This is a genomic window from Burkholderia sp. F1 (assembly GCF_050813845.1).
Taxonomy (GTDB): Bacteria; Pseudomonadota; Gammaproteobacteria; order Burkholderiales; family Burkholderiaceae; genus Burkholderia; species Burkholderia ubonensis.
The window spans coordinates 2,226,450-2,253,334 of sequence record NZ_CP172422.1; the positions used below are offsets into that span (position 1 = coordinate 2,226,450).

The window sequence follows — 26,885 nt, forward strand, 5'->3', positions numbered from 1 at the left end:
CGCGGATTGGCGTGGATGTTCAACCGAGTGCCTTTGAGCGCGGCTGCCCGACCATATGGCAGGCGCGCGTTTTTTTGCCCGCGCCGATCAGCGCAGCATGAACGACATCGCCGACAGGCTGTTCAGCGTGCGCACTGCGTGCTCGACCGACGGTGCATCGAACCGCAGCGTCACCGCATCCACCCGCTCCAGCGACGGCAGCACGCAGAACAGGTCCGCGAGCGCGGCGCTCTGCACGCGCAGCGTGCACGCGGCAGGCGCCGGCCGATGCGGGCCGGCGCGCCGGCCGGCCGCGACAGCGCCCGCGACGGTCTCGCGCGCCGCGACCGCGATGCGTGCACACGCGGCCGCGGGCGTCAGCGTGTCGCCGCTCGACGCGCCGCCCGCCGTCTTGACCGTCTCGAAGCGCGCGGCCGGAAAGAGCGGCTGCGTCTCCTCGGCGAACACGTCGTCGCCGGACGCCAGCGCGACATGCGCGCCGTATTCCTGCGCCAGCGCGCCGTACAACCCGGCTTCGCCAAGCTCGACGCCGTTCAGCCAGACCTGCGTGAACGCAAAGCTGTTGATCGTATGCGCGAGCACCCCGCGCGTCTGCGACTTCGCGTGATAGCCGATCATGAACACGAGGTCGGGCCGCTGCTCGAGCCCCGCCATCATGCCGAGCATCCGCGGCTTGCCGAGCACCACGCGCGAGCGTGCATCGAGCTCGTCGGGCAGCAGGTTGCGGAAGCCACCGTGCGAATCGTTGACCCAGACGGCCTGCGCGCCGCCCGCGAACGCGCCCTCGATCGCCGCGTTCGCCTCGGCGGTCATCCAGCGGCGCGCGCGCTCGTATTCCGGGTTGCCGGGCCGCGTCTGCTCGACGGCAAACACGCCGGCGACGCCTTCGATATCGGTCGAGATCAGGATCTTCATGAGTGGGTGGCGGGTCCTTCGTGGAGCAGGCGGTCGAGCTCGGGAACGGCGTCGCGCAGCGCCTGCCGCGCATGACCGTCGCGCCCCGCAACGGTCACCGCCTGCAGCAGCGCGTCGACGATCGCGTGTTCGATGCTTTCGGCCGCGGCCTGGAACAGCGGATCGAGCACGCTGTCAGCGAGCAGCGCCGGCAGTGTCACGAACCGGGCGTCATGGGCAATCGTGTACGCGGTCGAGAACGCGAGCGCGATATCGCCGCTGCCGTGGCCGTAGACCGACCCCGTGCGCGCCAGCCCCGCCGCCGCGCGGCGCGCGAGCCGCGCCAGTTGCCGCGCGTCGAGCGGCGCATCCGTCGCGAGCAGCATGATGATCGAACCCTGTTCGGGCGGCGCGGCCGGCGCCGTGCGCGCGGTCACGATCCGTCCGACCGGCACGCCGTCGAGCGTCAGCATCGGCAGCCGGCCGAAATTCGCGAGCACGAGCGCGCCAACCGCATACGAACGCCCGGCGGCCACCGCGATCCGCGATGCCGAACCGATCCCGCCCTTGAGATCGAAGCACGACATCCCGCGCCCCGCGCCGACCGCGCCGCGCACGACGTCGCGCGTCGCGGCGCGGCACGCGTCGTCGTAGTGCGACGCGGTCACCGCGAACGCGTGCAGGTCGTTCAGATAGCCGTCGTTGCACTCGAACACGAGCGGGTTGACGGTCGGCCAGTCGCGGCCGATCCGCGGATTCGCGGCGATCGCCGCGCGGATCTGCGCGTGCGCGACCGCCCCGACGCCGAAGGTATTCGTCAGCGCGATGGGCGTATCGAGCACGCCGAGCTCGTCGACCTGCACGAGCCCGACGCTCTTGCCGAAGCCGTTGATCACCGCCGCGCCGGCCGGCACCTTGCTGCGATACACGTCGCCCGCGTGCGGCTTCACGACGGTGACGCCGGTCTGCACCGCACCGCCGTCGAGCGTGCAATGGCCGACCGTCACGCCGGGCACGTCGGCGATCGTGCCGCGCGGCCCCGCGGGCAGCGTCGCGGTCCACATCGTCGGCGCGGCCATCAGCGGCGCTCCAGCTTCGGATCGAGCGCGTCGCGCAGCCCGTCGCCGAGCAGGTTGAACGCGAGCACGGTCAGGAAGATCGCGAGGCTCGGAAAGATCGCGACGTGCGGCGCGCTCACCATGTCCGCGCGCGCCTCGTTCAGCATCGCGCCCCACTCCGGCGTCGGCGGCTGCGCGCCGAGCCCGAGGAACGACAGGCTCGCCGCGGTGATGATCGACGTGCCGATCCGCATCGTGAAGTACACGACGACCGACGACACGGTGCCCGGCAGGATGTGCCGCATGAGGATCGTCCAGTCCGACGCGCCGATGCTGCGCGCGGCCTCGACATAGGTCATGTGCTTGAGCACCAGCGTGTTGCCGCGCACGAGCCGCGCGAACGCCGGGATGCTGAAGATCGCGACCGCGCAGATCACGTTGATCATCCCGTTGCCGAGGATCGCGACGACGCCGATTGCGAGCAGGATGCCAGGGAACGCGAACAGCACGTCGGCGACGCGCATCGTGATGCGGTCCCACCAGCCTTCGTAGTAGCCGGCGAGCAGCCCGAAGAACGTGCCGACGACCGCGCCGAGCGCGACCGAGAAGAAGCCGGCCTCGAGCGAGATGCGCGTGCCGGCGACGATCCGGCTGAAGATGTCGCGGCCGAGCGAATCGACGCCGAACCAGTGCGCGGCGGACGGCCCCGCGTTGAGCGCGTCGTAGTCGAAATAGTTTTCCGGGTCGAACGGCACGATGTGCGGGCCGACGAACGCGAGCACGACGAGCAGCAGCACGAAGCCGCCGGCGACGAGCGCGACGGTCTGCTTGCGGAACTTGCGCCAGAATTCGCGCCATGGCGTGCGGATCGCAGTGGACGCGGCGCTGGCCGCGGTCTGGACGGTCGCGTTCATACGTGCCTCACTTGAACCGGATGGTCGGGTTGATGACCGCGTACAGCACGTCGACGGTCAGGTTGATCAGGATGAACTCGAGCGAGAACAGCAGCACGATCGCCTGGATCACCGGGTAGTCGCGCATCGTCACCGCATCGACGAGCAGCCGCCCGAGCCCCGGCCAGTTGAACACCGCCTCGACGACGATCGAGCCGCCGAGCAGGAAGCCGAACTGCAGCCCCATCATCGTGACGACGGGGATCATCGCGTTGCGCAGGCAGTGCTTGAGCACCACCGTCGGCTCGTGCACGCCCTTCGCGCGCGCGGTGCGCACGAAATCCTCGTTCAGCACCTCGACGAACGACGCGCGCGTGAAGCGCGCCATCACCGCCGCGACGGCCGCGCCGAGCGTCAGCGACGGCAGCACGTAGCTCTTCCACGTGCCGTCCGGCACGACCGGCAGCCAGCCGAGCTTCACCGAGAAGATCTCCATCAGCAGCATGCCGAGCGCGAACGCGGGAAACGAGATGCCGGACACCGCGAGCGTCATGCCGACGCGATCCGGCCACTGGTTGCGCCACACGGCCGACGCGATGCCGATCGCCATCCCGAACAGCGTCGCCCAGCCCATGCTGACGATCGTCAGCAGCAGCGTGGGCATGAAGCGCTCGCCGATCTCGGTGGACACGGCGCGCTTGCTGCGCGTCGACTTGCCGAAGTCGCCGTGCGCGACCTTCACGAAGAAGTTCGCGAACTGCGCCGGCATCGGCTTGTCGAGGCCGAGATCGGCGCGCACCAGCGCGACGGTCGCGTCGTCGGCCTCGGGGCCGGCCGCGAGCCGCGCCGGGTCGCCCGGCAGCAGGTGCACGAACAGGAACACCAGCACCGCGACGATCGCGAGCGTGGGCATGAGGCCGAACAGGCGTTTGACGATGAAATTCAGCATGAGGGCACCGAACCAGGGCGGCGCGCCGGCGCGACGGCATCGCGGAACCGGCGCGCCGTGACGCGCGCGAATGTGCGTAGTTAATGCGCTTACTTCAGCGAGATCTCGTCGAAATTGAACGAGCCGTCGGGCATCACGTACATGCCCTGCAACCGCTTGCTGCGCGCGTAGACGATCTTTTCCTGCACGAGGAAGATCCACGGCGCGTCGGCCCAGACCTGCTTCTGTGCGGTGGCGTAGTACTCGGCCTTCTTCGCGCGGTCGGTGGTCGCCAGCGCCTTGTCCAGCGCGTCGTCGAGGATGCCGTTCTGGTAGTACGCTGTATTGAACAGCTTCGGCGGCTTCGACGCGGACGCGAGCAGCGGCGTCAGCGCCCAGTTCGCCTCGCCGGTCGACGACGACCAGCCGATGTAGAACATCCGGACCGGCGCGCTCGCCGGGTCCTGCGCGCTCTCGACCTTCGCGACGCGCTCGCCCGATTCGAGCGCCTGCACCTGCACCTTCACGCCCACCTGCGCGAGCTGCTGCTGGACGAACTGGATCACCTTCTGCGACGTCGTGTTGTTGTAGCCGGACCAGAGCGTCGACTCGAAGCCGTTCGGATAGCCGGCCTCCTTCAGCAGCGCGCGCGCCTTCGCGGGGTCGTACGGCCACGGGCCGGTCTTCGTCGCGTACTCGACGCCCGGCGGCACGACGCCCGGCGCCGGCATCGCGAAGCCCGAGAAGGCGACTTTCGCGAGCGCATCCTTGTTGATCGCATAATTGAGCGCCTGGCGCACCTTCGGATTGTCGAACGGCTTCTGCAGCGTGTTCAGCGAGATGTAGCGCACGACGATCGACGGCCGCTCGACCACGTCGAGCTTCGGATTGGTCCTCAGGTCGGCGACCTGCTCATACGGAATCCGGAACGCGAGGTCGGCCTGGCCGGCCTTCATCAGCGCCGCGCGCGTATTGTTGTCGATCACGGGCTTCCAGTCGATCATGTCGATCTTCGGGTAGCCCTTCTTCCAGTAGCCGGCGTATTTCTTCACCTTCATGTCGTCGGTCTGCTTCCACTCGACGAACTCGAACGGCCCGGTGCCGACCGGATGCAGCCCGATCTCGCGGCCCCACTTCTTCAGCGCCGTCGGCGAGATCATCACCGCGGACGGATGCGCGAGCGTGTTGATGAACGCCGAGAACGGCTCGCGCAGCGTGAACCGCACCGTATTGGGATCGACGACCTCGGTCTTCTCGATCACGCGGAACAGGTTGTAGCGCTTCAGCTTGTTCGCCGGATCGGTCACGCGGTCGAACACGACCTTCACCGCGTCCGCGTTGAAATCGGTGCCGTCCTGGAACTTCACGCCCTGGCGCAGCTTGACCGTGTAGACCTTCGCGTCGGGCGACGCCGTGTAGCTCGTCGCGAGCACGTTGACGAGCTTCATGTCCTTGTCGAAGCCGAACAGCCCCTCGTAGAACGACTTCGCGGCCGCCTGCGACACCGTGTCGTTCGAATCGTACGGGTCCATCGTCGTGAACGTCTCGCCGACCGCGATCACCGCGGTCTGCTGCGCGAACGCAGGCAGCGCGACCGCCAGCGCGAACGCGCTCGCGCCCGTGGCGAGCAGCGCGCGCGGACGGAACATCGGGAACGAAAGCGATTTGTTCATGTGGCCTGGCTCCTGTGCATGATTCGGTGACGCGTGGTGGGAATCGCGGAATGACTGCCTCCGCTCGGGAAACAACCGTCTCTGCCTCGCGCGTGCGCAACTGCGGTCCATCGCCGCCTCCGCGCGTCAGTACGCGCCGCCGACGCGATGCGTCGCGACGAAGTGATCGGGGCCGACCGCGACGAGCGGCGCGACCGCCGGCTCGTCGCCGGCCGCGCGGATCGGGCTCGGCACCTCGTCCGCCGGCAGCTGGCGCGGCGCGTGCCGGCGCGCCGGATCGGCGACCGGCACCGCGCTCATCAGCTTCTTCGTGTACGGATGCTGCGGCGCCTCGAACACCGCGCGGCGCGGGCCGATCTCGACGATCTGGCCGAGATACATCACCGCGACGCGATGGCTGACGCGCTCGACCACCGCCATGTCGTGCGAGATGAACAGGTACGCGACGCCCAGCTCGCGCTGCAGGTCGAGCATCAGGTTGACGATCTGCGCCTGCACCGACACGTCGAGCGCGGACACCGACTCGTCGGCGATCACGACCTTCGGGTTCAGCGCGAGCGCGCGCGCGATCGCGATCCGCTGGCGCTGGCCGCCGGAGAATTCGTGCGGATAGCGGCGCGCGGCCTCCGCCGGCAGCCCGACCTTGTCGAGCAGCCAGTCGACCCGCTCCTGCGCCACCGCGCCGCTCGCGACGCCGTGCACGAGCAGCGGCTCCATGATCGAGAAGCCGACCGTGAGGCGCGGGTTCAGCGACGCGAACGGGTCCTGGAAGATGAACTGGATATTGCGGCGCAACGCCTGCAGGTCCGGGCCCTTCAGCGCGCTGATGTCGCGGCCGTCGAATTCGATCGAGCCGCTTTGCGACTCGACGAGGCGCAGCAGCGAGCGCCCGGTCGTCGACTTGCCGCAGCCGGATTCGCCGACGAGCGCGAGCGTCTCGCCCGCGCGCAGCTCGAAGCTCACGCGCTCGACCGCATGCACGTATTGCGACACGCGGCCGAACAGGCCGCTCCTGACCGGAAAGCGCGTGACGAGGTCGCGCACGCGCAGGATCGGCGGCGCGTGCGGATCGACGCGCGGCTGGGCGAGCACGGCCGCCCCTTTCGCATCTCCCGCCACTTCGGCGATGGCCGCGCCCGCCGGCGCCGGCGCCGTGCCGTTCGCCGGCGCGGCCGCCTCGACCTTCAGCAGCGGGAATTTCTCCGGCGCGTCGGTACCCTGCATCGACCCGAGACGCGGCACCGCCGCGAGCAGCGCGCGCGTGTAGCGATGGGCGGGCGCCATGAAAATCCGCTCCGACTCGCCCTCCTCGACCTTTTCGCCGCGATACATCACGAGCACGCGATCGGCCACTTCGGCGACCACGCCCATGTCGTGCGTGATGAACACCACGCCCATGTTCATCTCGTCCTGCAGGCCGCGGATCAGCTGCAGGATCTGCGCCTGGATCGTCACGTCGAGCGCGGTGGTCGGCTCGTCGGCGATCAGCAGTGCCGGCCGGCACGACAGCGCCATCGCGATCATCACGCGTTGCCGCATCCCGCCCGACAGCTGGTGCGGATAGCGCGCGAACACGCGGCGCGCCTCCGGAATCCGCACGAGATCGAGCAGCCGCATCGTTTCGGCGCGGGCGTCCGACGCACTCTTCGACTGATGCAGCGCGATCGCCTCGCTGATCTGGTCGCCGACCGTGAACACCGGATTGAGCGACGTCATCGGCTCCTGGAAAATCATCGCGATGTCCGCGCCGCGCACGCCCCGCATCGTCGCGGCGCTCGCCCGCGCGAGGTCGAGCAGCGCGCCGTTGCGCCGCCGGAACGCGATCCGGCCGCTCGTGATCGTGCCGCCGCCGTGCTCGACGAGCCGCATCAGCGCGAGCGACGTGACCGACTTGCCCGAGCCGGATTCGCCGACGATCGCGAGCGTCTCGCCGCGATCGACGTGGAAGGACACGCCGCGCACCGCGTCGAAGGTGACGCCTTCGCGGCGGAACGTCACCGACAGGTCGTCGACCGCGACGACGCGCTGCTCGGGCAATGCGAGCGCGGGCGGAGTTCGGTTCGGAGTCATGCGTGCGTCTCCTGCATCTGGGGCGATCCGGAATCAGGCCGCGTCGTCGCGGTAGATCCCGACGACGGGCGCGGCGCCGACGCGCGCGTAGCCGCGGTACATCCCGTCGGTGTTGAACGGCATCGCGACGTTGCCGTGCGCGTCGACCGCGATGATCCCGCCGCGGCCCGCGATGCGCGGCAGCTTGTTCATCACGACGTCGTACGCGGCCTCGGCGACCGACACGCTGCGGTACGCGATCTGCGCGGCAACGTCGTGCGCGGTCGCCAGCCGGATGAACATCTCGCCGGTGCCGGTCGACGACACCGCGCAGGTCGCGTCGTCCGCGTAGCAGCCCGCGCCGATGATCGGCGAGTCGCCGACCCGCCCCGGCTGCTTGTTGGTGATCCCGCCCGTCGACGTCGCCGCCGCGACATGGCCGTGCAGGTCGCGCGCGACCGCGCCGACCGTGCCGTGCTTGCGGTCCGGGTCGAGCGGCGCGCCGTCGCCGAACGCGAACGTCGCGGCGTCGTGATCGAGCAGCGCGCCGGCGGCGCCGCGCGCCTTGACCCACTGCGCGTGACGCGCTTCGGTGCCGAAGTAGCCGGGCTCGACGAGCTCCAGCCCCTGCGCGGCGGCGAACGCGTCGGCGCCCGCGCCGGCGAACATGACGTGCTCGCTCGCCTCCATCACGCGCCGCGCGGCGAGCACCGGGTTGCGCACGCGCGTCACGCAGCAGACCGAGCCGGCGGCGAGCGTCGCGCCGTCCATGATCGCCGCGTCGAGCTCGTGCGTGCCGTCGGCCGTGTATACCGCGCCCCGCCCCGCGTTGAACAGCGGGCAGTCCTCGAGCATCCTCACCGCGACGGTCACCGCGTCGAGCGCGCTGCCGCCGTCCGCGAGCACGGCCTGCGCGGCGCGCAGGATCGCCGCCAGTTCCGCGCGGTATTGCAATTCGGTGTCGGTGTTCATCGCTTCGCGCAGGATCGTGCCTGCGCCGCCGTGAATCGCGACGATCGCGGGTGAAGTCATGGTTTCCTCGAACCGGTGGATGAAGGGTCTGTCGCCGGCAGCGCCGCCTGCGGCTGCGTGAGCCACGGCAACAGGAATTCGGTCATTTCCGCGGCGGCCTTCGCGGAGCGATGCGTGCGCAGCGCGACGGCGTCGATCAGCGCCTCGATCATCGCGAGCACGGCCGCTTCCGACGTCGCCGCGAAGCGCCGCTGCGCCGTCACGAACAGCGTCAGCGGCGTGAGCGGCGCGAGCGGCGAATGCGGGCCGTCGGTCAGCGCGAGCACCCGTGCGCCGCGTGCGGCCGCGCGGCGCGCCAGCTCGATCGTGTCCTCGACGTAGCGCGGAAACGCGATCGCGATCACGAGGTCGCGCGCGTCCGCGGTGTACAGGCGCCGCGCCGCATGCGACGGGCCGCCGAGCAGCGCGAGCGACTGCACGTTGTCGTGGCACACCGACAGCCCGTGCTCCATCAGCCCCGCGAGAAACGCGCTCGATCCCGCGCCGAGGATCAGCACGCGGCGCGCGGCGACGATCGCCTCGACCGCCGCCTCGACATTGGCCGCGTTCAGTTGCGCGCGCGTGTCCTCGATGTTCTCGACCGCCTGGTTGAACACCGCGTCGATCCACGCGGCGTCGCGCACGCCGGCTTCCTGTTCCTGCGCGGAGCGCAGCCGTTCGACCGGTGCGAGCGTCGCCTCGAAGCCGCGCACCAGCGCCGCGCGCATCGCCGGATAGCCGTCGAAGCCGAGCGCCTTCGCGAAGCGGTTCGCGGTCGCGATCGATGCGTCGACGGCCTGGGCAAGCTCGTCGATCCGCATCGTCGCCGCGCGGAACGGATTGGCCAGCACGTATTCGCCCATCCGGCGGTGAATCGGCGTGAGCGACGGCATCGCCGACGCGATGCGCGCGGCGATCGACAACTCGGCATCGGACGCGGTGGACGGATGAGGTGTCGACATGACGGCAACGGTCAGGCAAATGAAAGTGAAAGTAAACTTACACAATCCACATTAGGAAAAAAATAAATTTCCAACGACTCAGGGAATCCCCGATGCGGCGCGCGCGAGCGGATGCGCTTCATCGTCGGTCGACCGCGCAGGACAATCCGAAGCATCGCTTGCAATGGCCGCTTCCTCCCTGCATTGCCCTCCGTTGCAGCCCATTCACGCGGTAACATCACACGCGTCCGCGGCGTCCGGGCTTGCCGCGCGAATGCGTGCGGCGGGCGGCGTTCCGTCTCGTGCCCCCTCTTCTGGATGCCAACCATGTCAGACTCCCGTCCCTTGCCCCGCACGACGTTCAGGCCGCGGGTCATCCCGCCGTCCCTCGCGGCCGACAAGCACACGCATCGGCCGATGCCGCGCGCCCGGACATGCGACGGAGGTGGAACGACGGCGGGCTTTGTTTCCGCGGGCGCACGATGAGCGGCGTGTCGCACGATCTCGTCGGCGACACCATCGCGCTCGGCACGCTCGCGCTGCTGTATCTCGCCGGGCTCGGGCTCGCGCTTTGGCGAATCCGGGCGGCCGGGCGGCGCGGCAAGGTCTACTGGATCGTCTGCGCGGCGCTGCTGATCGGCGGCGCGGGCGCGATGTTCGCCGGGCAGTCGCCCGAATCGAGCGTCGGCGAGATGCCCGGCGGCTTCGCGCTCGGCGTCGAAGCGGTACTCGGCGGGCTGGCGATGGTCGCCGCCGGATGCGCGTGGCTGATGCTGCGCGCGCGGCGAGAGCCGTAGGTCCGGCAGACGGAACGGAACGCGCGGGAGCTAGTGGCTGTTCACGCTAATAAACGGGCTTGCGCTGGCCGAGAAACGCCAGCATCGCCGCATTGAATCGGGCCGGGCGCTGCAGCGGCGCGAAATGGCTGACGCCCGGCAGGATCGTCAGCGTCGCACCCGGAATGGTCCGCGCGAGATAAGCCGCATGCTCGGGCCGGATGAATTCGTCGTGCTCGCCGAGCACGATGGCGACGGGCGCGTCGATCGCGGCGAGTTCCTTCGCCGAGTAGTCGGGCTGCGTCCGCATCATCTCGCTGACCGCGGCCACGAACGGCTCGAATCCGTCCGGCGTCGCCGACAGCGCCGCGTAATCGTTCCGGTGCCGGGCAAAGCAGCGGTCGACCACCGCGCTCGGCGCCATCGCCTTCACGCCGCCCGGATCCATGTTGCATGCGAAGAAGAACACGCTTTCCACGCGTGCGGGGGCCCTGGAAGCCAGCACGAGCGCGATGCACGCGCCGTCGCTCCAGCCGACGAAGCGGGCCCGGTCGAGGCCGAGCGCATCCATCACCGCGAGCACGTCCGACGCCATCCGCTCGTAGGAATAAGGCCGGTCGTCGCGCGTGCTGCGGCCGTGGCCGCGGCTGTCGATCAGGACCGCGCGATAGCCGGCCGCCAGCACGGCCGGCACCTGGTAGCCCCAGTTGCCGGCGTGGCCGAGGCCGCCATGCAGCAGGATCACCGGCGGGCCGTCCCCGTAGCACGCATGCCAGATGCGCGCGCCGTCATGTTCCAGCCAGCCCTCGAAGCCAGCCGGCGGCAGCGGCGCGGCGCCCTGCGCTTCGAACCGGCCGAGGTCGTCGTCCTCCATCTCCGCACGCATCGTTCTTTTATCCTTGTGACGAAGCCGAAGACGCGATTGTAACGGGCGTAACGGGCGTCCCGGCGCGCTCGGCTTGACGCAAGCAGCCGCGCCCTGAACCGCCCACGCGCCTGTCTACGCGCCGTGCTTGTGCGCGCAGATCATCCAGCACGCCGCGTCGAAACGCAGTTCGTCGCCGCGCACGTACGGCTCGAATGCCGCACTGGCCGTTTCGACCACGCGCACGCGCGTCGCGTCGTCCACGTCGCGCAGCGCGAGAGCGACGGGGCCCAGCCGCGACACGAAATCGGCCAATGCATGCGTCGGCAGCACGCATTGCACGTCGATCGGCCGGATGTCGATGCCGGTCCAGCCGCTCGCGTCGAGCATCGACGCGACCCGCTCCCCGTCGCCGAACGCGAACTGTCCGGGCGCGCCGGGGATGCGGGGCGGCAGGCCCGGCAGCAGCGGCGCCGCGGCGTGCTCGGCGGTCGTCATGAACGGGTTCTCCGCCGCGCTGCGCCAGGCGATCGCGCACAACCGCGCGCCGTCGGCGGCCGCGTGCCGCAGGTTCGCGAACGCCCGGACCGGATCGTCGAAGAACATCACGCCCAGGCGCGACACGATCAGGTCGAAGCTCGCGGGCGCAAACGCATGCGTCTGCGCATCCGCGCGGAAGAACCCGGCGCTGACGCCTGCGCGCTCGGCGCGCTCGGCGCGCGCCCGCGCTGCGTCGAGCATCGGCGCCGATACGTCGACGCCGGTACAGTGCCCCTGCGCGCCGAGCCGCCGCGCGACGGCGACCGTGACGGCGCCCGTGCCGCAGCCGACGTCGAGCACCTGCCGCGCGCCCGTGGCGGCGGCCGCTTCGACGAGCAGTTCCTCGAACGGCTCGAACATCCGGTCGAGCACCGCTTGCATGTCGACCCACGCGCGGCCGGACGGCCCGTTCCAGAGTGCGGCCAGTTCACCGTTGGCGGGCTGGGTGTGGTTCATGATCGTTTTCCTGTGGATGCCCTCGAAAGGCGAATCGGCAGTGTGCTGCTTCAAGCCGGCTTGAAGTCAAGCGGCGGCGGACGCCATCGACGCAAACGCCTTTCGAAACAAGACCGGAACGGAAACTCGGCCAGCCCGACGACAGATGTCAATTGATTTTGCGAGTGGTCTAAACCCTGGCAGTTAGCTGCCGTTAATCTTTCTTGCAACCACCCTTCATGGATTGAAAGCAAGAACGACTGCAAGGCTGGCAGTCGAATTCGACATGAAGCAATGATGCCCGAGGTTGATGAAAATCCATCAGCGCGATTTCGACAGTCCTGAGAGCACGTCGTCGGGCGCATATTCCAACAACAACGAGGGTTCCATGGCGATCGCCATCACCAGCAACACCAGCAGCACGCCGCTGTATACGCAAACTCAGGCTCAACCCGCATCAAGTCAGGAAAAATCGCCTGTCAGCACCGCGACCAAAGCAGGTTCCGTTACCGTCTCGTGGCTCGCCCAGCAGTTGAGTGATGCGGAATCGCGCGCTCAAGCACGCAATAGCACACTCAGCCGAAAGGAATTGGGTGAATTGGCCAGAACCATCGATGATCGAATTGCCGGCGATACCTGGGCCGCAAACAGGGCCAAACACGACGCCGAGCTCCCGAAATCGGACGACCCGCAAGCTTTGGCGCTGGCCAAGCAAGCCACGGATTTTTCCCATGGCATCGGCACCAACCCGTTCAAGGGCATGTCTCGCGAGCAGCTGGACGCCATTGCCTATGACGATGGCGGCTCATTTACCGTCAACGAGCGGCAAGCGGCCTGGCACGAAGCCTACGATCAGGAACAGGCATGGCGCGTTCGGGTCATTGCGGAAGGCAATCTCGAATATCAGAGGACCGGGAAACAGAACGACTTCTTTGCCGAAGTGCTCAAGCACTACAAGGGCCTGCCGGCGATCGAGCAAGCGCAATACCCCGACGACTACGCGTCGAAATTGCAGTACTGGATCTCGCTCGACTTCAACTTCCACACGAACCAGGCTGAAGGCAGCGGGACTTCCTACAAGAGCGTGGTCGAGATGCTGCTCGAGCAAGGCCCGCATGCCCGAAATGGCGCGAAGATTGCCGCGTCGGCAACTCAGGACACACCGGCTGCGCGCTAGCGCTTCGCGGCGAACGCCACGCAGAGAATCGGCCGAAACCGCAATCGCCGAAAGGCGATGCGCCAGTGTGTCGCCTCGAGTCGACTCCAGGACAAGCGCCGACACCGTCGCGCAACCGCCGCAACGCATCGGGGGGCTCGCCGACACGAGTTCCGCCCGTGCTTCGATCCTTCCGACCGCCGCCCGCGCCCTCTCGGCGCGGAACGCCATCCACGCCAGCCCCCGCCCGTCGCCCCCGATCTCGCCCGAACATCGATCGCCGAATCGCGCAGAATGCGTCGACGGCGAGCCGAATCGCCGCGCCCCGCCGAATCGTTTTCATATTTCTTACATTCGTGTTGCGTATGTTGACGGCTTTTCAACGGTGACCACCATGCGACGACTCTTCCTGCGCGCCGTGCCCGCGCGCCTGGTCTCGCTGGCGGCGATCGCGGCCCTCGCGACGCTGTCGGCGTGCTCGAATCACATCGATACGCCCGCCGACCCGGCGAGCGCCGCGATCAACGTGCAGGCCGCGTGGGTCGAGATCGGCGACGCGAACCAGCCGATCGCGCGCGTCGTCACGAACTTCACGCCGGCGTCCGCCAGCGACCCGCTGTGCCCGCAGCTCGTCGTCGACGGCAAGGTGTCGCGGATGACGCTGCGCGCCGGCGCGGCCACCGCGCCGCAGCGGCCGACCGCGAGCGCCCCGGCGGATTCGAAGCCGTCGAGCTTCCCGGTCTCGGTCTGCGAAATGACGCTGCCGGCCGACGCGCAAGGCGCGAGCGTCGCCGGCCGCGCATTGCCGCTGCCGAAAGCGCAGCCGCAGCGCATCGCGATCATCGCCGACACCGGCTGCCGGATGAAGAAGGCCGACAACGCATGGCAGGCGTGCAACGATTCGACGGTCTGGCCGTTCGATACGATCGCCGCGAGCGTCGCGAAGCTGTCGCCGGATCTCGTGCTGCACGTCGGCGACTATCACTACCGCGAAAACGCGTGCCCGCCCGACATCGCCGGCTGCAAGGACAGCCCCTGGGGCTACGGCTGGGATACGTGGCAGGCCGACCTGTTCCGCCCGGCCGCGCCGCTCTTCGCGCAGGCCCCGTGGGTGGTCGTGCGCGGCAACCACGAGGAGTGCGCGCGCGCCGGCCAGGGCTGGTTCCGCTTCCTCGATCCACGCCCGTACAGCGATGCGCGTTCGTGCAACGACCCGGCCAACGACGGCAACGCGAACTATTCGGAACCGTATGCGGTGTCGCTCGGCAGCGGCACGCAGGTGATCGTGTTCGATACCGCGAAGGTCGGGCGCAACGCGCTGAAGACGACCGACACGCAATTCCAGATCTACCAGAAGCAGTTCCAGACGGTGGCCGCGCTCGCGTCGAAGGCCGGCATGTCGACCACGATCTTCACGAATCACCATCCGATCCTCGCGTTCGCGCCGATCGCGGGCAGCACGCCCGCGCCGGGCAACCTCGCGCTGCAGTCGGTGATGTCGAGCCTCAACGCGCAGGCGTACTACCCGCCCGGCGTGCACGTCGCGCTGCACGGGCACGTGCACGACTTCCAGGCGATCAACTTCGCGTCCGGCCACCCGGCGACGATCGTGTCGGGCAACGGCGGCGACAACCTCGACGTCGCGCTGCCCGACCCGTTCCCGGCCGGCCTGACGCCCGCGCCCGGCGCCGTCATCGACAAGCTGTCGCACAACAACAGCTTCGGCTTCCTGATCATGGAGCGCCGTCCCGCGCCGGCGACAGGCTGGGTATTCCATGCGTACTCGGCCGCCGGCAAGCTGCTCGCGTCGTGCACGCAGGCCGGCACGACGCTCGCCTGCGACAAGACGGGGTTCGTCGCGCCGTGACGAAACGTTCTGCACGCAGCGGCCGCTCCGGCCAAACGGCCCGCCCGGCCCTCGCGACCCTGCTCGCGGCCGCGACGCTCGCCGCCGGGGTGCCGCTTGCCGGCCGCGCCGCGCCGTCCGACACCGTGCTCCTGCCCGGCGCCCCGCCCGCGCGCGTCGTCGGCACGATCGGCAACGGCACGCCGCAGGTCACTGCCAAGATCGATGCGGCCACTGCGCGCTTCGCGCCCGACCCGACGCTCGTCGCGCTCGGCCGCCGCATCTTCTTCGATCCGCGCCTGTCCGAGCCGCGCGGCATGTCGTGCGCCGGCTGCCACGATCCCGGCCGCGCGTTCGCGCCGACGCTGTCCGCGGCCGCGCTCGCGGGCCCGGGCGTGCCGCAGGGCAGCCGCCCGGGGCGCTTCAGCCAGCGCAACGCGCCGTCGCTGCTCTACGTGCGCTACGTGCCGCGCCGCCACTTCTACCAGGACGACGACGCGCCCGCGCCGTCGCCGTTCGGCGGCCTGTTCAGCGACGGCCGCGCGGACACGCTCGCCGAGCAGATCCGCGGGCCGCTGTTCGATCCGAACGAGATGAACAACCGGTCGCCGGCCGCGCTGCTGCGCAAGGTCGACGCAACCGAGCTCGCGCCCGCGCTCGCCGCGCGCTTCGGCGACGGGGTGCGGCGCGACCCGGAACGCCTGGTGCGCGCGCTCGGCGCGGCGGTCCAGGCGTATCTGCAGAGCGACGAGATGGCGCCGTTCACGTCCCGCTTCGACGCGTACCTGCGCAACCGCACGCCGCTCGCCGCGCAGGAGATGCGCGGCCTCGCGCTGTTCAAGAATCCGGACAAGGGCAACTGCATGAGCTGCCATACGCTGTCCGACACGTCGAGCCGGCCGGAGCGCTCGCTGTTCACCGATTTCGGCTACGACGCGATTGGCGTGCCGCGCAACCGCGCGCTGCCGGCCAACCGCGACCCGCGCCACTTCGACAACGGCCTGTGCGACACCGCGCGCGGGCTTCGCTGGCCGGAGCCGGACCAATGGTGCGGCTACCTGCGCACGCCGGGCCTGCGCAACGTCGCGGTGAAGCAGACCTTCATGCACAACGGCGTGTTCACGTCGCTGCGCGACGCGGTGGCGTTCTACAACACCCGCTCGACCGATCCGCGGCACTGGTATCACGGCGCCGCGACGTTCGACGACGTGCCGCCGGCCTACCACGGCAACATCAACGTCAACTCGACGCCGATGAACCGCCGCCCCGGCACGCCGCCCGCGCTGACCGAAGCGGAAATCGACGACCTCGTCGCGTTCCTCGGCACGCTGACCGACGCGCGCTACGCCGTCGCCCACGCCCACGCCAAGGCCGCCGCGCCCGCCCCGACGCACTGACCCTGTCCGAACGGCCAACGGCCCCGGGCCTGCTTGCGGTCGCCCGAAACACTGGTTATATTTACAGCACTGTATTTATAAACAGTGAGGTGCGCGATGGAACATCTGGTCCGGATCGTCAACGACACCGATCGCCAAGTGCTGGCCTGGCTGCGTACGCAAGTCGGCGATACGCGCGTGGAGCGCGCGGCGCGGCAGCTCGGGCACACCCGCAAGCCCTTTCCGTCGGCCCTGTGCCGGTACCTGGGCGTCAGCGCGCCGGCGACGCTGCGCCACACGGCTCAGCCGCGGGCAGTGCGCGATTTCTCGGTCGGCGATCGCTATCTGTCGCTGATCCGCCAGCACCTCGCCACCCACACCGCCAGCCGCTGAGCCGGACTGCCGAGCGAACTGGCGCAACGACACGGCTGGTTACGCGGCGGCCGCGGCGCGCACGAGGCGGCCAAGCGTCGCGAAAGCCGCTTCGAGCTGTGCGTCGAACGGTCGCGTGCAGCCGATGCGGATGAAGGTGTCGAAGCGGTCGGTGTTGGAAAAGATCGCGCCGGGCGCGATGCGCACCCCCTGTTCGAGCGCCGCATTGAACAGCGCTTCCGAACGCACGCCGTCCGGCAATGCGACCCACAGCATCAGGCCGCCCGGCGGCTGGTTCAGTCGCGTGCCGGCCGGAAAGTGGCGCGCGATCGCGTCGATCGTCGCGTCGCGCTGCGCGCGCAATTGCTCGCGGAACCGGTGCAGATGGCGATCGAACGCGCCCGAACCGACGAATTCGGCCGCGACCGCCTGCAGCAGCGCGGCGTTGTGGCGACTGTGCGCAAACTTCAGCATCTTCACGCGCGCATGCCAGCGCCCCGCGCTCATCCAGCCGAGCCGCATGCCGGGCGCGAGCACCTTGTTCAGCGACGGGCAGTAGATCACGGTGCCGTCGCGGTCCCACGCCTTGACGGGTTTCACGGCCTGCGGCGCTTCGACCAGTTCGCGGTACGGCTCGTCCTCGATCACGGCCACGCCGCGCCGCGCGCACAGCGCGACGAGCGCGGCCTTGCGGTCGTCGGGCATCACGCTGCCGAGCGGGTTCTGCAGGTTCGGCACGACGACGACCGCCTTGATGTCCGGATAGGCGGACAGCGCCACGTCGAGCGCCTCGATCGACAGCCCGGTCGTCGGGCTGGCGGGGATTTCGAGCGTGCGCAGGCCGAGGCTCTCGAGCAGCTGGATCAGCCCGAAGAACGCCGGCGATTCGATCGCGATCGTGTCGCCCGGCCGCGCGACCGCGCGCAGTGCGAGGTTCACCGCGTCGACGGCGCCGCTCGTCGATATGACTTCGTCCGGCGACACCGTCACGCCATACGCCAGCGCGCGCTTCGCCATCGTCTGCCGGAACTCCGGCGAACCGCCGACCGGGCCGGCATCGGTGAGCAGCGTCGGCTTGCGCCGCAGCAGCCGGATCGCGAGCGCCTGCAGGCGCGCCGTCGGATACAGCGCGGACAACGCGGATGCGCCACCGAGATTCAGCGCATCGGGCATCGCGTTCGCGCGGTCGATCACCCGCGATACGCGCTCGTGCAGGCCGGCGAACGGCGGATCGACCGTCAGCGGCGTCGCGTCGCTTTCGCGCAGCGTCTCGAGCGCGGCCGACGCGCGACGACGGACAAAGTAGCCGGAGCGCGGCTTCGCCTCGCACCAGCCCGCGTCTTCGAGCCGCCGGAACGTCTGGATCGCCGTCGACAGGCTGACGCCGTGCTGCTCCATCACCCCGCGCACCGACGGCATCCGGTCGCCGGGCGCCAGCGTGCCGGCGGCAATGATGCGTCGGTAGTGCTCGGCGAGCCGTTCGTACAGCGGCTCGCCGGCGATCGGCAGATGTTGGCGGAAGGCGTCGCGGGAGGGGTTCATGCGGGCCATCGTGCCCGCGCGGCCAATCTGCTGCCAGATACAGATTCCGGGAAAACCGGCCGATACAGCCGCGCAAATTGATGCCTGCACCGCAACAGATTCCCGTCCCCTGAATCTGTCGCGCCCGGGCGGGCGTCCCTAACCTGTCGACATGCGATCGCCTCGCACGACGCGACGGCGCGCAACCGGGAAAGGAATCGCCATGCGGACTCGACACTACCGGCTGGACGCCGGCCAAAGCCACATCGCGTGGTTCGACAAGGGCAGCCAGGTCATCGTGCTGGACGGCGCGCTCGCCGTCACGCTCCGGCACGGCGGTCCCGACTGGCTGCCGGACGCGCCGCACTACACGCGCAGGGTGCTCGACGCCGGCGACTGCCTGACGATCGAAACGGCCGGCCATGCGTCGCTCGCGCCTTCCGGCGCGGCGGCGGCCAGTACGGCGGTGGTCGCGCCGGAGCCGCGTGCCGGATGGCGCGGCGTGCTCGACGCGTGGCGGGCGCGCTTGCGCCGCGGGCGAACGGCGACGTCATGACGTCCGGCCTTCGCCACTCGCCGACTTGAGAGCCGGCCTCGCGGCCGGCCCGTCACCGCGCGGCCCGGCGCCGCTCGATCCACTCGAACGCAGCCATCCCCGCCAGCATCGCGACGACGAACCCGATCCCCTTGAGCGATCCGAAGCCGATCGACACGATCGCGGGCCCCGGACAGAACCCCGCCAGCCCCCAGCCGGCTCCGAACGCCGCGCTGCCCGCCACCAGACGCACGGTAATCGCTCGCGCGGCCGGCAACTGCATCGGCAGGCCGAGCCACGACCGCGTGCGGCGCTTCGCCCATGCGAATGCGAGCACGCCGACACCCGTCGCGCCGGCCATCACGAAGGCAAGCGACGGATCCCAGCCTCCCGCGAGATCGAGAAAGCCGAGGACTTTCTGCGGATTGGCCATGCCCGACACGACGAGCCCGCCGCCGAAGACCAGCCCCGCGAAGAATGCGAACCATGCCGCCATGTCAGCCTCCCAGCAGGTGCCGCTGCACGAACACGGTCAGGAACCCGACGGCCATGAACGTCGCCGTCGCGACCAGCGAGCGCACCGACCCGCGCGACAGCCCGCACACGCCGTGGCCGCTCGTGCATCCACCCGCGTAACGCGTGCCGATCCCGACCAGCAGGCCGGCCGCGATGACGACAGGCCAGCTCGCGTCGACCTGCGGCGTCGCACCGATTCCGGCCGCGCGCAACACGAGCGGCGCGACGATCAGCCCCGCGACGAACGCCAGCCGCCAGTCGCGCCCGTCCGCACGGGGCGCGAGCAAACCGCCGACAATGCCGCTGATCCCGGCCACGCGGCCGTTGAACGCGACGAACCCTGCGGCCGCGAGCCCGATCAGCACGCCGCCCGCGAGCGACAGCCACGGCGTGAAATGAGACGCATCAAGCTGCATCGCGCTTCCCCTTCGCAGACGGGCCGCAGAATTGCTCGTACAGCACCGCCATCACCGCGATCGCGGCCGGGCTGTCAAGCGAGTAATGGATGTTCTTGCCTTCGCGGCGCGTACGGACCAGCGCGTTGTCGCGCAGCACGCCGAGCTGCTGCGACAGCGTCGGCTGGCGGATGTCGAGCCGCGTTTCGAGATCGCTGACGCAGCGTTCGCCTTGCGACAGCTCGCACAACAGCAACAGCCGGTCGGGATTCGACAGGACCTTCAGCAGCGCGCAGGCCGATTCGGCGGCGGCGCGCATCTGCTCGGGATCGGGAAAGGGAGATGAAGCGTCGGATTTCATCGAGGGTGTCAACAATTTACGAACGGACATTATATTAACTTATATAACGTTTGCCGCCAGGAAGCCCTTCTGTGCGAATTGCGTCCCCCGGGCCACCGCGCCTTTTTCTCGCCCCAAGCCGGCGGTCGTGCAACGACCGACCGGCCCCGCCTCAAGCGTCGTCGCCCCCATCCAGCACCAGCGTCCCCACCCGCGCCGGCACCAGCGGCGGACGCGGCACGGGCGGCGTCCAGCCGAACAGCGCCTGCGCGGCCGCGCCGCACACACGGCCCTGGCACGCGCCCATCCCGCAGCGCGACTGCAGCTTCGCGGCCGTCCAGCCGGCTTCGTTCACGACTGCGTCGTAGCGCACGTCCTCGCAGCGGCAGACGAGCGTATCGGGCCGCGCGAGCTTGCGAACCGGCTCGCGGATCGCGAACCGTTCGCGCACCGCATCCGCAAACGCCTGCCAGCGAGCACGCCGTGCAATCAACCCGGCAAGCCGCGACGTCTGCCCGGTCGCCGCATAACCGGCGATCTCGCCCTCAATCATCGCCAGCTCGCTGCCGCCGACGCCCGTGCATTCGCCTGCCGCGAAATGCCCTTCCCGGCTCGTGCGCTGGTGCGTATCGACCACCACCGCGCCGTTCTCGATCCGGCAGCCGAGGTGGCTCGGCAGCGCCGTGTTCGGCACGAGACCGAATCCGCACGCAAGCCGGTCGCATTCGACGTCGAATTCGCGGCCGCCCTGCCTGATCCGCACGCCTTCGAGCCGCCGGTCGCCGAAGGCTTCGACGACGCAAGCATCCGGCCGGTAGACCGGCGTCATCAGCCGCGCCGCCTGCGCGAGCTTCGACGGCCAGCGCCACAGCCCGATCCCGAAGCCGATCACGTCCGCCCGCGCGGCCTGTTCGAGCACGTGCAGCACCTGCGCGCCCCGGTCGCGCGCCGTCGCGGCGCTCGCCAGCAGCAGCGGCCCGCTGCCCGCGATCACGGTGCGCTGCCCACGCACGTCCAGACCGTGCTTGATCAGCGCCTGCAAGCCGCCCGCGCCGGTGACGCCCGGCAGCGTCCAGCCGGGAAACGGCAGCAGCAGCTCGCGCGCGCCGCAGCACAGGATCAGCGTCCGGTATTCGAGCAGCAGCCCGCGTGCGTCGTCTTCGAGCAGCAGCGTGCCCGGGCTCGCTTCGGCAACGATGCGCGTCGCCGCGAGATGCCGGACGTTCGGTTGCCGCAGCACGTCGAAACGCGCGGCCGCGGCCGGCGGCGCAGCGACGCCCGGCCCCTGCCGCCAGATCTGCCCACCCGCGCGCGGGTTGTCGTCGACGATCGCGACCGACGCGCCGCTTCGCGCAGCCGCCTGCGCGGCGGACAGCCCCGCCGGCCCCGCGCCGACGATCGCGACGTCGACGCTCAGAATCTCGTGTTTCATCGCGTGCGCTCCACCTGCATCCCGTCGCGGCACAGCGTCTGGCACGCAAGCCGGCGGCGTCCGTCGATCGTCATCCTGCACTCCTGGCAGATGCCCATCCCGCAAAACGGCACGCGCGGCGCGCCGGTGCACGACGTGCGCGTCGTATCGTCGCCGCTCGACGCGACGGCGGCGGCAACCGTCAGGCCGTCCGCCACCGTCAGCGCGCCGCCGTCCAGATGAATGATCATGAAAGCGCTCCGACTACGGGGGACGTCGACAGGAAACGTCCCGGCAAATATGGTTCGGCGTCGATCTCGGGCCGCTCGCCGAACATCAGCGCGGCGACGAGCCGCGCGCTGCCCGGCGCGGTCGTCACGCCGAGCCCCTCGTGCCCGACCGCGAGCCACACGCCCGGCCGCGCAGGATGCTCGCCGAGCAGCGGCAGGCCGTCCGGGCTCGCCGCGCGGAAACCCGTCCATGAACGAATGCCGTTCAGGTCGGCCAGCGCCGGCAGGTAGCCGACCGCGCGACGCAGCATGCGTGCGAGCACCGGCGGCTCGACGCGCGGGTCTTCGGTATCGAACTGGCGCGACGAGCCGATCAGCAGCTGGCCGGTCGGGCGCGGCTGCACGTTGAACGCGACCGACGTGCCGTCGCTCGCGTGCGCGCTCGCCGCGTAGCCGAGCTCGACGAGCTGGTGCGACACGCATCCCGGGTAACGGTCGGTAATCAGCAGATGCCCCTTCTTCGGCCGCAGCGGCAATTCGGGCAGCAGCGTGCGCGCCGCGACGCCGTTCGCGACGACCACGCGTTGCGCGCGCAGCACGTCGCCGTTCGCGAGCGTCACGCTCGGCCCGTCGACCGCGACCGCCTTGTCGCGGCGCAACACGATGCCCGGCACGCGCCGCAGCAGCCAGTTCGCCGTCACGGGCGCGTACAGGATGCCGTCGCCGGGAATCCTCAGCGCGCCGCCGAGCCCGGGCCGCAGCATCGGTTCGAGCGCGGCGAGCACGCCGCTGTCGACCAGCTCGCCGGCCACGCCATGCGCGGCGAGCGTCGCCTGCTTCGCGCGCGCGAGGTCCATCTCGTTCGAATCGGCCGCGAGCCACAGCGTCCCGCAGTTGCGATACGCGCAGCCTTCCGGCATCCCGCCGCTCAACCCTCGCCACAATCCGATCGAGAAATGGCTCAGCGCCAGCTCCGCCGCGTTGTCGTCCATCGCGACGAGATGCCCCATGCCCGCGCCCGTCGCGCCGCCGCTGGCGTCGTCGAGCACCAGCACGCGCAGGCCGCGCTGCGCCAGCTCGTGCGCGCACGCCGCGCCGACGATGCCCGCGCCGATCACGACGACGTCGGTCTTCAAGTCGCTCACGACACTATGCCCCAGCCGAACGGATCGTCGTCCTCGATCAGCAGCGTCGCTTCCGCGCTCAGGTGCGCGGCGCCGCGGATCGTCGGCACGATGCCGCCGTCGCTTTCGACATAGCTCGCGTGGAACACGCTGCCGATCACGCTCGCCTGCCGCCACACGACGCCCGGCGCGAGCTTGCCGTCCGCCGCAAGGCACGCGAGCTTCGCGCTCGTGCCGGTGCCGCACGGCGAACGGTCGTACGCGAGGCCCGGGCACAGCACGAAGCTGCGGCTGTCGTGCTCGGGATCGTCGGCGAACAGCTCGATGTGGTCGATCTCGCCGCCGTTCGCGCCGGTGACGCCCGCGCGTTCGAGCCCCGCACGCACGGCCGACGCGTACGCCGTCAGCGCTGCGACGTTGTCGCCGGCGACACGCTGGCCGTGGTCGCTGATCAGGAAGAACCAGTTGCCGCCCCACGCGATGTCGCCCTTCACGGGGCCATGGCCCGGCACGTCGACGACGACGTCCTTCGCATGCCGATACGCGGGCACGTTGCGCACGCTGACCGACAGGTCGTCGTGCAGCGTCGCCTCGACGGTGCCGACCGGCGTCTCGATCCGGTGCACGCCCGGCCGGATGCGCCCCATGTGGTGCAGCGTGCGCACGACGCCGATCGTGCCGTGCCCGCACATGCCGAGATAGCCGCTGTTGTTGAAGAAGATCACGCCGGCGGCCGCGTCGGGCGACACCGGCTCGCACAGCAGCGCGCCGACCAGCACGTCGCTGCCGCGCGGCTCGAGGATGCACGCGGTGCGAAAGCGGTCGTGCTCGCGCGCGAGCAGGTCGCGCCGCTCGGCCATCGAGCCGTTGCCGAGCGCAGGAAAACCGGACACGACGAGCCGCGTGGGTTCGCCGCCGGTGTGCGAATCGATGATCTGGATGCGCTTCATCATGCGTCGTCCGAAAGTGGGGAAAGGAGCACAGCTTCCTCCGTCGCGCGTCCGCCCGCTTGTGGATTTTCGTTGAGGACGACGACGAAATCGGCACAGCGCGCGACACCCTCCCCGCACCGTTCGGCGGCTGTGCCGATTTCGTCATGTTGCTCCGGGAAACGACTCAAGCGTGATGGGCGTTTGCACGGCGATACTGGTCACCACACCGACACCTGTCGGCCGACCGACACAAACGTAGGAGATTTCAGTGAGCCGAAACGCCATTCAGTGGACCGGGGTTTTCCCGGCCGTCAGCACCCAGTTCAAGCCGGACTTTTCCCTCGACATCGACGCCACGCACCGCGTGGTGAAGAACCTGGTGAACGACGGCGTGTCGGGCCTCGTGGTCTGCGGCACGGTCGGCGAGAACACGTCGCTGACGACGAGCGAGAAGCTCCAGGTGATCGAGGCCGCGCGCGACGCGGCCGGCGGCAAGGTCCCGGTGATCGCCGGCATCGCCGAGTTCACGACCGAGTTCGCGCGCAACACCGTGCGCGAAGCGCAGCGCGTCGGCGTCGACGGCGTGATGGTGATGCCGGCGCTCGTCTACTCGGCGAAGCCGCACGAGACCGCCGCGCACTTCCGCGCGGTCGCGACGGGCACCGACCTGCCGGTGATGGTCTACAACAACCCGCCGATCTACAAGAACGACGTGACGCCGGACGTGCTGATCGCGCTGCAGGACTGCGAGAACATCGTCTGCTTCAAGGATTCGTCGGGCGACACGCGCCGCTTCATCGACCTGCGCAACGCGGTCGGCGACCGCTTCGTGCTGTTCGCGGGCCTCGACGACGTCGTGGTCGAGAGCATTGCGGTGGGCGCCGAAGGCTGGGTGTCGGGCATGTCGAACGCGTTCCCGAAGGAAGGCGAGACGCTGTTCCGCCTCGCGAAGCAGAAGCGTTTCGACGAAGCGCTCGCGCTGTACCGCTGGTTCATGCCGCTGTTGCACCTCGACGCACGCCCGGACCTCGTGCAGTGCATCAAGCTGTGCGAAGAGCTGGTCGGCCGCGGCAGCGCGGTCACGCGCCCGCCGCGCCTCGCGCTGCAGGGCGACACGCTCGTGGAAGTGAAGGCGATCGTCGCGAAGGCGCTCGAAACGCGCCCGGCATTGCCCGACGTCGGTCTCTGACCCGCTTCCCCCGGCGGCGGCGCGCACACCTTCCCCGTCGCGCCGCCGCCTCCGGTCCGGCATGGCCCGCACGGGCCCGCCCCGGTCGATCGAACCGGGCGCCGCCGGCCGGCAGGCGCGCGCCGCCGCCGCTCCGTCGGAGCGCGGCGCGGCTTCCGCCTGTGCCGACATTCCCATAGGAGACAAAGCCCATGCCAGGCCAAGGCAATGCACAACCGTCCGTGCCGCTTTCCCGTTCCGCGCACCCCGACGCGGGTCACGGCAAGTTCAAGAAACAGCTGTCGCTGACCGACCTCACGTTCATCGGTCTCGGCGCCATCTTTGGGTCGGGGTGGCTGTTTGCCGCGAGTCACGTATCGACGATCGCGGGCCCGGCCGGCATCTTCTCGTGGCTGCTCGGCGGCTTCGCCGTGCTGCTGCTCGGCATCGTCTACTGCGAGCTCGGCGCCGCGCTGCCGCGCGCGGGCGGCGTGGTCCGCTACCCGGTGTTCTCGCACGGCCCGCTGCTCGGCTACCTGATGGGCTTCATCACGCTGATCGCCTTTTCGAGCCTGATCGCGATCGAAGTCGTCGCCGCGCGCCAGTACGCGGCCGCGTGGTTTCCGGGCCTGACCGTCGAGGGGTCCAGCGATCCGACGACGCTCGGCTGGCTCGTGCAGGCAGCGCTCCTCGGTTTCTTCTTCCACCTGAACTACTCGAGCGTGAAGACGTTCGCGAAAGCGAACAACATCATCAGCCTCTTCAAGTTCATCGTGCCGCTCGCGGTGATCGGCGTGCTGTTCACGTTCTTCAAGCCCGCGAACCTGACGCTCCACGGCTTCGCGCCGTTCGGCATGCCGGGCATCGAGATGGCGGTGTCGGCGGGCGGCATCATCTTCGCGTACCTCGGGCTCACGCCGATCGTGTCGGTCGCGAGCGAGGTGCGCAATCCGCAGCGCACGATCCCGATCGCGCTGATCCTGTCGATCCTGCTGTCGACGCTGATCTACGTGCTGCTGCAGCTCGCATTCATCGGCAGCATCCCGACCGGCATGCTCGCCGCCGGCTGGCACGACGTCAGCAAGGCGTTCTCGCTGCCGTACCGCGACATCGCGCTCGCGCTCGGCGTCGGCTGGCTCGCGGTGATGGTCGTCGCCGACGCGATGATCTCGCCGAGCGGCTGCGGCAACATCTACATGAACGCGACGCCGCGCGTCGTCTACGGCTGGGCGAAGACCGGCACGTTCTTCAAGGTGTTCACGCGCATCGACGAGGCGTCCGGCATTCCGCGCGCGGGCCTGTGGCTGACCTTCGGCCTCGCGATCTTCTGGACGCTGCCGTTCCCGTCGTGGGAAGCGCTGATCAACATCGTGTCGGCCGCGCTGGTGCTCAGCTACGCGGTCGCGCCCGTGTCGGTCGCCGCGCTGCGCCGCACCGCGCCCGACCTGCCGCGGCCGTTCCGCGCGAGCGCATTCGGCATCACCGGCCCCGCGTCGTTCGCGATCGCCGCGCTGATCGTCTACTGGTCGGGCTGGAGCACCGTGTCCTGGCTGCTCGGGCTGCAGATCGCGATGTTCGTCATCTATCTCGCGTGCCGCCGCTGGGTGCCGACCGCGCACCTGAGCCTCGCCGAACAGGTGCGCTCGTCGGCGTGGCTGATCGCGTTCTATGCGGCAATGATCGTCGCGTCGTATTTCGGCGGCTTCGGCGGCACGGGCCGGCTCGCGCATCCGTACGACACGCTCGTCGTCGCGGCGATCGCACTCGTCATCTATTACTGGGGCGCGCATACCGGCGTGCCGTCCGCGAAGCTGCAGCTCGAGGACGACGAAGGCTGACGCCTCCTTCCCTTTTTTTCATCGGCCGGGCCGCGCGCCCGGCCCGCACTTTTTCGAGGAGA

The 26,885-nt window shown here is 69.7% G+C and carries 26 protein-coding genes; 8 read left to right on the forward strand and 18 right to left on the reverse strand.

The window, feature by feature from the left end; all coding sequences use genetic code 11:
• Positions 1–87 precede the first annotated feature (87 nt).
• From ACFIMZ_RS28510 to ACFIMZ_RS28545, 8 genes are all read right to left on the reverse strand, one after another.
• Positions 88–915 (reverse strand): M55 family metallopeptidase, encoded by an 828-nt coding sequence (locus ACFIMZ_RS28510; protein WP_431822812.1) that lies wholly within the window; start codon positions 913–915, stop codon positions 88–90.
• Complete coding sequence (locus tag ACFIMZ_RS28515; protein ID WP_431822813.1) at positions 912–1,973, reverse strand: P1 family peptidase; 1,062 nt, start codon at positions 1,971–1,973, stop codon at positions 912–914. The genes ACFIMZ_RS28510 and ACFIMZ_RS28515 overlap by 4 nt, the downstream gene beginning before the upstream one ends.
• Entirely contained in the window at positions 1,973–2,866 is an 894-nt protein-coding gene (gsiD, locus tag ACFIMZ_RS28520) for a glutathione ABC transporter permease GsiD (protein ID WP_431822814.1), read from the reverse strand. Before gsiD ends, ACFIMZ_RS28515 begins: the two co-directional genes overlap by 1 nt.
• 7 nt (positions 2,867–2,873) lie before the next feature.
• Entirely contained in the window at positions 2,874–3,794 is a 921-nt protein-coding gene (gene gsiC, locus ACFIMZ_RS28525; RefSeq protein WP_431822815.1) for a glutathione ABC transporter permease GsiC, read from the reverse strand.
• 89 nt (positions 3,795–3,883) lie between these two features.
• Positions 3,884–5,446, reverse strand: a complete 1,563-nt coding sequence (gene gsiB / locus ACFIMZ_RS28530) for a glutathione ABC transporter substrate-binding protein GsiB (RefSeq protein WP_431822816.1) — start codon at positions 5,444–5,446, stop codon at positions 3,884–3,886.
• Positions 5,447–5,572: 126 nt separating this feature from the next.
• Complete coding sequence (locus ACFIMZ_RS28535; protein WP_431822817.1) at positions 5,573–7,516, reverse strand: dipeptide ABC transporter ATP-binding protein; 1,944 nt, start codon at positions 7,514–7,516, stop codon at positions 5,573–5,575.
• 33 nt (positions 7,517–7,549) lie between these two features.
• Positions 7,550–8,527, reverse strand: coding sequence for an isoaspartyl peptidase/L-asparaginase family protein (locus ACFIMZ_RS28540; RefSeq protein ID WP_431822818.1), 978 nt, complete (start codon positions 8,525–8,527; stop codon positions 7,550–7,552).
• Positions 8,524–9,468 (reverse strand): MurR/RpiR family transcriptional regulator, encoded by a 945-nt coding sequence (locus tag ACFIMZ_RS28545; RefSeq protein ID WP_431822819.1) that lies wholly within the window; start codon positions 9,466–9,468, stop codon positions 8,524–8,526. The genes ACFIMZ_RS28540 and ACFIMZ_RS28545 overlap by 4 nt, the downstream gene beginning before the upstream one ends.
• Before the next feature lie 461 nt (positions 9,469–9,929).
• Here ACFIMZ_RS28545 and ACFIMZ_RS28550 point away from each other — a divergent pair, with 461 nt between their 5' ends.
• Complete coding sequence (locus tag ACFIMZ_RS28550; RefSeq protein WP_431822820.1) at positions 9,930–10,244, forward strand: hypothetical protein; 315 nt, start codon at positions 9,930–9,932, stop codon at positions 10,242–10,244.
• Between the two features lie 46 nt (positions 10,245–10,290).
• On the opposite strand, the gene ACFIMZ_RS28555 is transcribed toward ACFIMZ_RS28550, so the two are convergent.
• Together ACFIMZ_RS28555 and ACFIMZ_RS28560 are read right to left on the reverse strand one after the other, a co-directional pair.
• Positions 10,291–11,109 carry an alpha/beta fold hydrolase gene (locus ACFIMZ_RS28555; RefSeq protein ID WP_431822821.1) on the reverse strand — a complete coding sequence of 273 codons (819 nt, stop codon included), beginning with the start codon at positions 11,107–11,109 and terminating at the stop codon, positions 10,291–10,293.
• A 114-nt stretch (positions 11,110–11,223) separates the two neighbouring features.
• On the reverse strand, positions 11,224–12,084 hold the full coding sequence (locus tag ACFIMZ_RS28560) for a class I SAM-dependent methyltransferase (RefSeq protein WP_431822822.1): 861 nt from the start codon (positions 12,082–12,084) through the stop codon (positions 11,224–11,226).
• A 289-nt stretch (positions 12,085–12,373) separates the two neighbouring features.
• Here ACFIMZ_RS28560 and ACFIMZ_RS28565 point away from each other — a divergent pair, with 289 nt between their 5' ends.
• From ACFIMZ_RS28565 to ACFIMZ_RS28580, 4 genes are all read left to right on the forward strand, one after another.
• Complete coding sequence (locus tag ACFIMZ_RS28565) at positions 12,374–13,240, forward strand: hypothetical protein (protein ID WP_431822823.1); 867 nt, start codon at positions 12,374–12,376, stop codon at positions 13,238–13,240.
• A gap of 373 nt (positions 13,241–13,613) precedes the next feature.
• A complete protein-coding gene (locus ACFIMZ_RS28570) occupies positions 13,614–15,086 on the forward strand; it encodes a metallophosphoesterase family protein (protein WP_431822824.1) in 1,473 nt (490 codons plus the stop codon).
• 59 nt (positions 15,087–15,145) lie between these two features.
• A complete protein-coding gene (locus ACFIMZ_RS28575; RefSeq protein ID WP_431825389.1) occupies positions 15,146–16,462 on the forward strand; it encodes a cytochrome-c peroxidase in 1,317 nt (438 codons plus the stop codon).
• 96 nt (positions 16,463–16,558) lie between these two features.
• Entirely contained in the window at positions 16,559–16,834 is a 276-nt protein-coding gene (locus ACFIMZ_RS28580; RefSeq protein WP_431822825.1) for a hypothetical protein, read from the forward strand.
• A gap of 39 nt (positions 16,835–16,873) precedes the next feature.
• Here the strand turns inward: ACFIMZ_RS28580 and ACFIMZ_RS28585 are convergent, their stop codons facing one another.
• On the reverse strand, positions 16,874–18,355 hold the full coding sequence (locus ACFIMZ_RS28585) for a PLP-dependent aminotransferase family protein (protein WP_431822826.1): 1,482 nt from the start codon (positions 18,353–18,355) through the stop codon (positions 16,874–16,876).
• A 202-nt stretch (positions 18,356–18,557) separates the two neighbouring features.
• On the opposite strand from ACFIMZ_RS28585, the gene ACFIMZ_RS28590 reads away from it, so the two are divergent.
• Entirely contained in the window at positions 18,558–18,890 is a 333-nt protein-coding gene (locus ACFIMZ_RS28590) for a hypothetical protein (protein WP_431822827.1), read from the forward strand.
• Between the two features lie 52 nt (positions 18,891–18,942).
• Here the strand turns inward: ACFIMZ_RS28590 and ACFIMZ_RS28595 are convergent, their stop codons facing one another.
• The 7 genes from ACFIMZ_RS28595 to ACFIMZ_RS28625 all read right to left on the reverse strand — a co-directional run bounded on the left by ACFIMZ_RS28595 (position 18,943) and on the right by ACFIMZ_RS28625 (position 23,835).
• The gene (locus ACFIMZ_RS28595; RefSeq protein WP_431822828.1) at positions 18,943–19,365 is read right to left on the reverse strand and encodes a DUF6691 family protein; all 423 of its coding nucleotides are present in this window, start codon (positions 19,363–19,365) and stop codon (positions 18,943–18,945) included.
• Position 19,366: 1 nt separating this feature from the next.
• Positions 19,367–19,801: a YeeE/YedE family protein gene (locus ACFIMZ_RS28600; protein WP_431822829.1), complete on the reverse strand. Its 435-nt coding sequence runs from the start codon at positions 19,799–19,801 to the stop codon at positions 19,367–19,369.
• A complete protein-coding gene (locus ACFIMZ_RS28605) occupies positions 19,791–20,141 on the reverse strand; it encodes an ArsR/SmtB family transcription factor (RefSeq protein ID WP_431822830.1) in 351 nt (116 codons plus the stop codon). The genes ACFIMZ_RS28600 and ACFIMZ_RS28605 overlap by 11 nt, the downstream gene beginning before the upstream one ends.
• Positions 20,142–20,292: 151 nt before the next feature.
• The gene (locus ACFIMZ_RS28610; RefSeq protein WP_431822831.1) at positions 20,293–21,552 is read right to left on the reverse strand and encodes an FAD-dependent oxidoreductase; all 1,260 of its coding nucleotides are present in this window, start codon (positions 21,550–21,552) and stop codon (positions 20,293–20,295) included.
• The gene (locus tag ACFIMZ_RS28615; RefSeq protein WP_431822832.1) at positions 21,549–21,782 is read right to left on the reverse strand and encodes a (2Fe-2S)-binding protein; all 234 of its coding nucleotides are present in this window, start codon (positions 21,780–21,782) and stop codon (positions 21,549–21,551) included. Before ACFIMZ_RS28615 ends, ACFIMZ_RS28610 begins: the two co-directional genes overlap by 4 nt.
• Positions 21,779–22,906, reverse strand: coding sequence for an NAD(P)/FAD-dependent oxidoreductase (locus ACFIMZ_RS28620; RefSeq protein WP_431822833.1), 1,128 nt, complete (start codon positions 22,904–22,906; stop codon positions 21,779–21,781). The genes ACFIMZ_RS28615 and ACFIMZ_RS28620 overlap by 4 nt, the downstream gene beginning before the upstream one ends.
• A complete protein-coding gene (locus ACFIMZ_RS28625) occupies positions 22,903–23,835 on the reverse strand; it encodes a 4-hydroxyproline epimerase (protein ID WP_431825390.1) in 933 nt (310 codons plus the stop codon). Before ACFIMZ_RS28625 ends, ACFIMZ_RS28620 begins: the two co-directional genes overlap by 4 nt.
• A 250-nt stretch (positions 23,836–24,085) precedes the next feature.
• On the opposite strand from ACFIMZ_RS28625, the gene ACFIMZ_RS28630 reads away from it, so the two are divergent.
• A complete protein-coding gene (locus ACFIMZ_RS28630) occupies positions 24,086–25,006 on the forward strand; it encodes a dihydrodipicolinate synthase family protein (protein ID WP_431822834.1) in 921 nt (306 codons plus the stop codon).
• Between the two features lie 191 nt (positions 25,007–25,197).
• On the forward strand, positions 25,198–26,823 hold the full coding sequence (locus ACFIMZ_RS28635) for an APC family permease (RefSeq protein ID WP_431822835.1): 1,626 nt from the start codon (positions 25,198–25,200) through the stop codon (positions 26,821–26,823).
• The last annotated feature ends 62 nt before the right edge of the window (positions 26,824–26,885 follow it).

Bases quoted from the DNA above. Each gene is read 5' to 3' on its own strand.
- ACFIMZ_RS28510 (WP_431822812.1), bottom strand. From the start codon at position 915: ATGAAGATCCTGATCTCGACCGATATCGAAGGCGTCGCCGGCGTGTTT.
- ACFIMZ_RS28515 (WP_431822813.1), bottom strand. From the start codon at position 1,973: ATGGCCGCGCCGACGATGTGGACCGCGACGCTGCCCGCGGGGCCGCGC.
- gsiD (WP_431822814.1), bottom strand. From the start codon at position 2,866: ATGAACGCGACCGTCCAGACCGCGGCCAGCGCCGCGTCCACTGCGATC.
- gsiC (WP_431822815.1), bottom strand. From the start codon at position 3,794: ATGCTGAATTTCATCGTCAAACGCCTGTTCGGCCTCATGCCCACGCTC.
- gsiB (WP_431822816.1), bottom strand. From the start codon at position 5,446: ATGAACAAATCGCTTTCGTTCCCGATGTTCCGTCCGCGCGCGCTGCTC.
- ACFIMZ_RS28535 (WP_431822817.1), bottom strand. From the start codon at position 7,516: ATGACTCCGAACCGAACTCCGCCCGCGCTCGCATTGCCCGAGCAGCGC.
- ACFIMZ_RS28540 (WP_431822818.1), bottom strand. From the start codon at position 8,527: ATGACTTCACCCGCGATCGTCGCGATTCACGGCGGCGCAGGCACGATC.
- ACFIMZ_RS28545 (WP_431822819.1), bottom strand. From the start codon at position 9,468: ATGTCGACACCTCATCCGTCCACCGCGTCCGATGCCGAGTTGTCGATC.
- ACFIMZ_RS28550 (WP_431822820.1), top strand. From the start codon at position 9,930: ATGAGCGGCGTGTCGCACGATCTCGTCGGCGACACCATCGCGCTCGGC.
- ACFIMZ_RS28555 (WP_431822821.1), bottom strand. From the start codon at position 11,109: ATGCGTGCGGAGATGGAGGACGACGACCTCGGCCGGTTCGAAGCGCAG.
- ACFIMZ_RS28560 (WP_431822822.1), bottom strand. From the start codon at position 12,084: ATGAACCACACCCAGCCCGCCAACGGTGAACTGGCCGCACTCTGGAAC.
- ACFIMZ_RS28565 (WP_431822823.1), top strand. From the start codon at position 12,374: ATGAAAATCCATCAGCGCGATTTCGACAGTCCTGAGAGCACGTCGTCG.
- ACFIMZ_RS28570 (WP_431822824.1), top strand. From the start codon at position 13,614: ATGCGACGACTCTTCCTGCGCGCCGTGCCCGCGCGCCTGGTCTCGCTG.
- ACFIMZ_RS28580 (WP_431822825.1), top strand. From the start codon at position 16,559: ATGGAACATCTGGTCCGGATCGTCAACGACACCGATCGCCAAGTGCTG.
- ACFIMZ_RS28585 (WP_431822826.1), bottom strand. From the start codon at position 18,355: ATGAACCCCTCCCGCGACGCCTTCCGCCAACATCTGCCGATCGCCGGC.
- ACFIMZ_RS28590 (WP_431822827.1), top strand. From the start codon at position 18,558: ATGCGGACTCGACACTACCGGCTGGACGCCGGCCAAAGCCACATCGCG.
- ACFIMZ_RS28595 (WP_431822828.1), bottom strand. From the start codon at position 19,365: ATGGCGGCATGGTTCGCATTCTTCGCGGGGCTGGTCTTCGGCGGCGGG.
- ACFIMZ_RS28600 (WP_431822829.1), bottom strand. From the start codon at position 19,801: ATGCAGCTTGATGCGTCTCATTTCACGCCGTGGCTGTCGCTCGCGGGC.
- ACFIMZ_RS28605 (WP_431822830.1), bottom strand. From the start codon at position 20,141: ATGAAATCCGACGCTTCATCTCCCTTTCCCGATCCCGAGCAGATGCGC.
- ACFIMZ_RS28610 (WP_431822831.1), bottom strand. From the start codon at position 21,552: ATGAAACACGAGATTCTGAGCGTCGACGTCGCGATCGTCGGCGCGGGG.
- ACFIMZ_RS28615 (WP_431822832.1), bottom strand. From the start codon at position 21,782: ATGATCATTCATCTGGACGGCGGCGCGCTGACGGTGGCGGACGGCCTG.
- ACFIMZ_RS28625 (WP_431825390.1), bottom strand. From the start codon at position 23,835: ATGAAGCGCATCCAGATCATCGATTCGCACACCGGCGGCGAACCCACG.
- ACFIMZ_RS28635 (WP_431822835.1), top strand. From the start codon at position 25,198: ATGCCAGGCCAAGGCAATGCACAACCGTCCGTGCCGCTTTCCCGTTCC.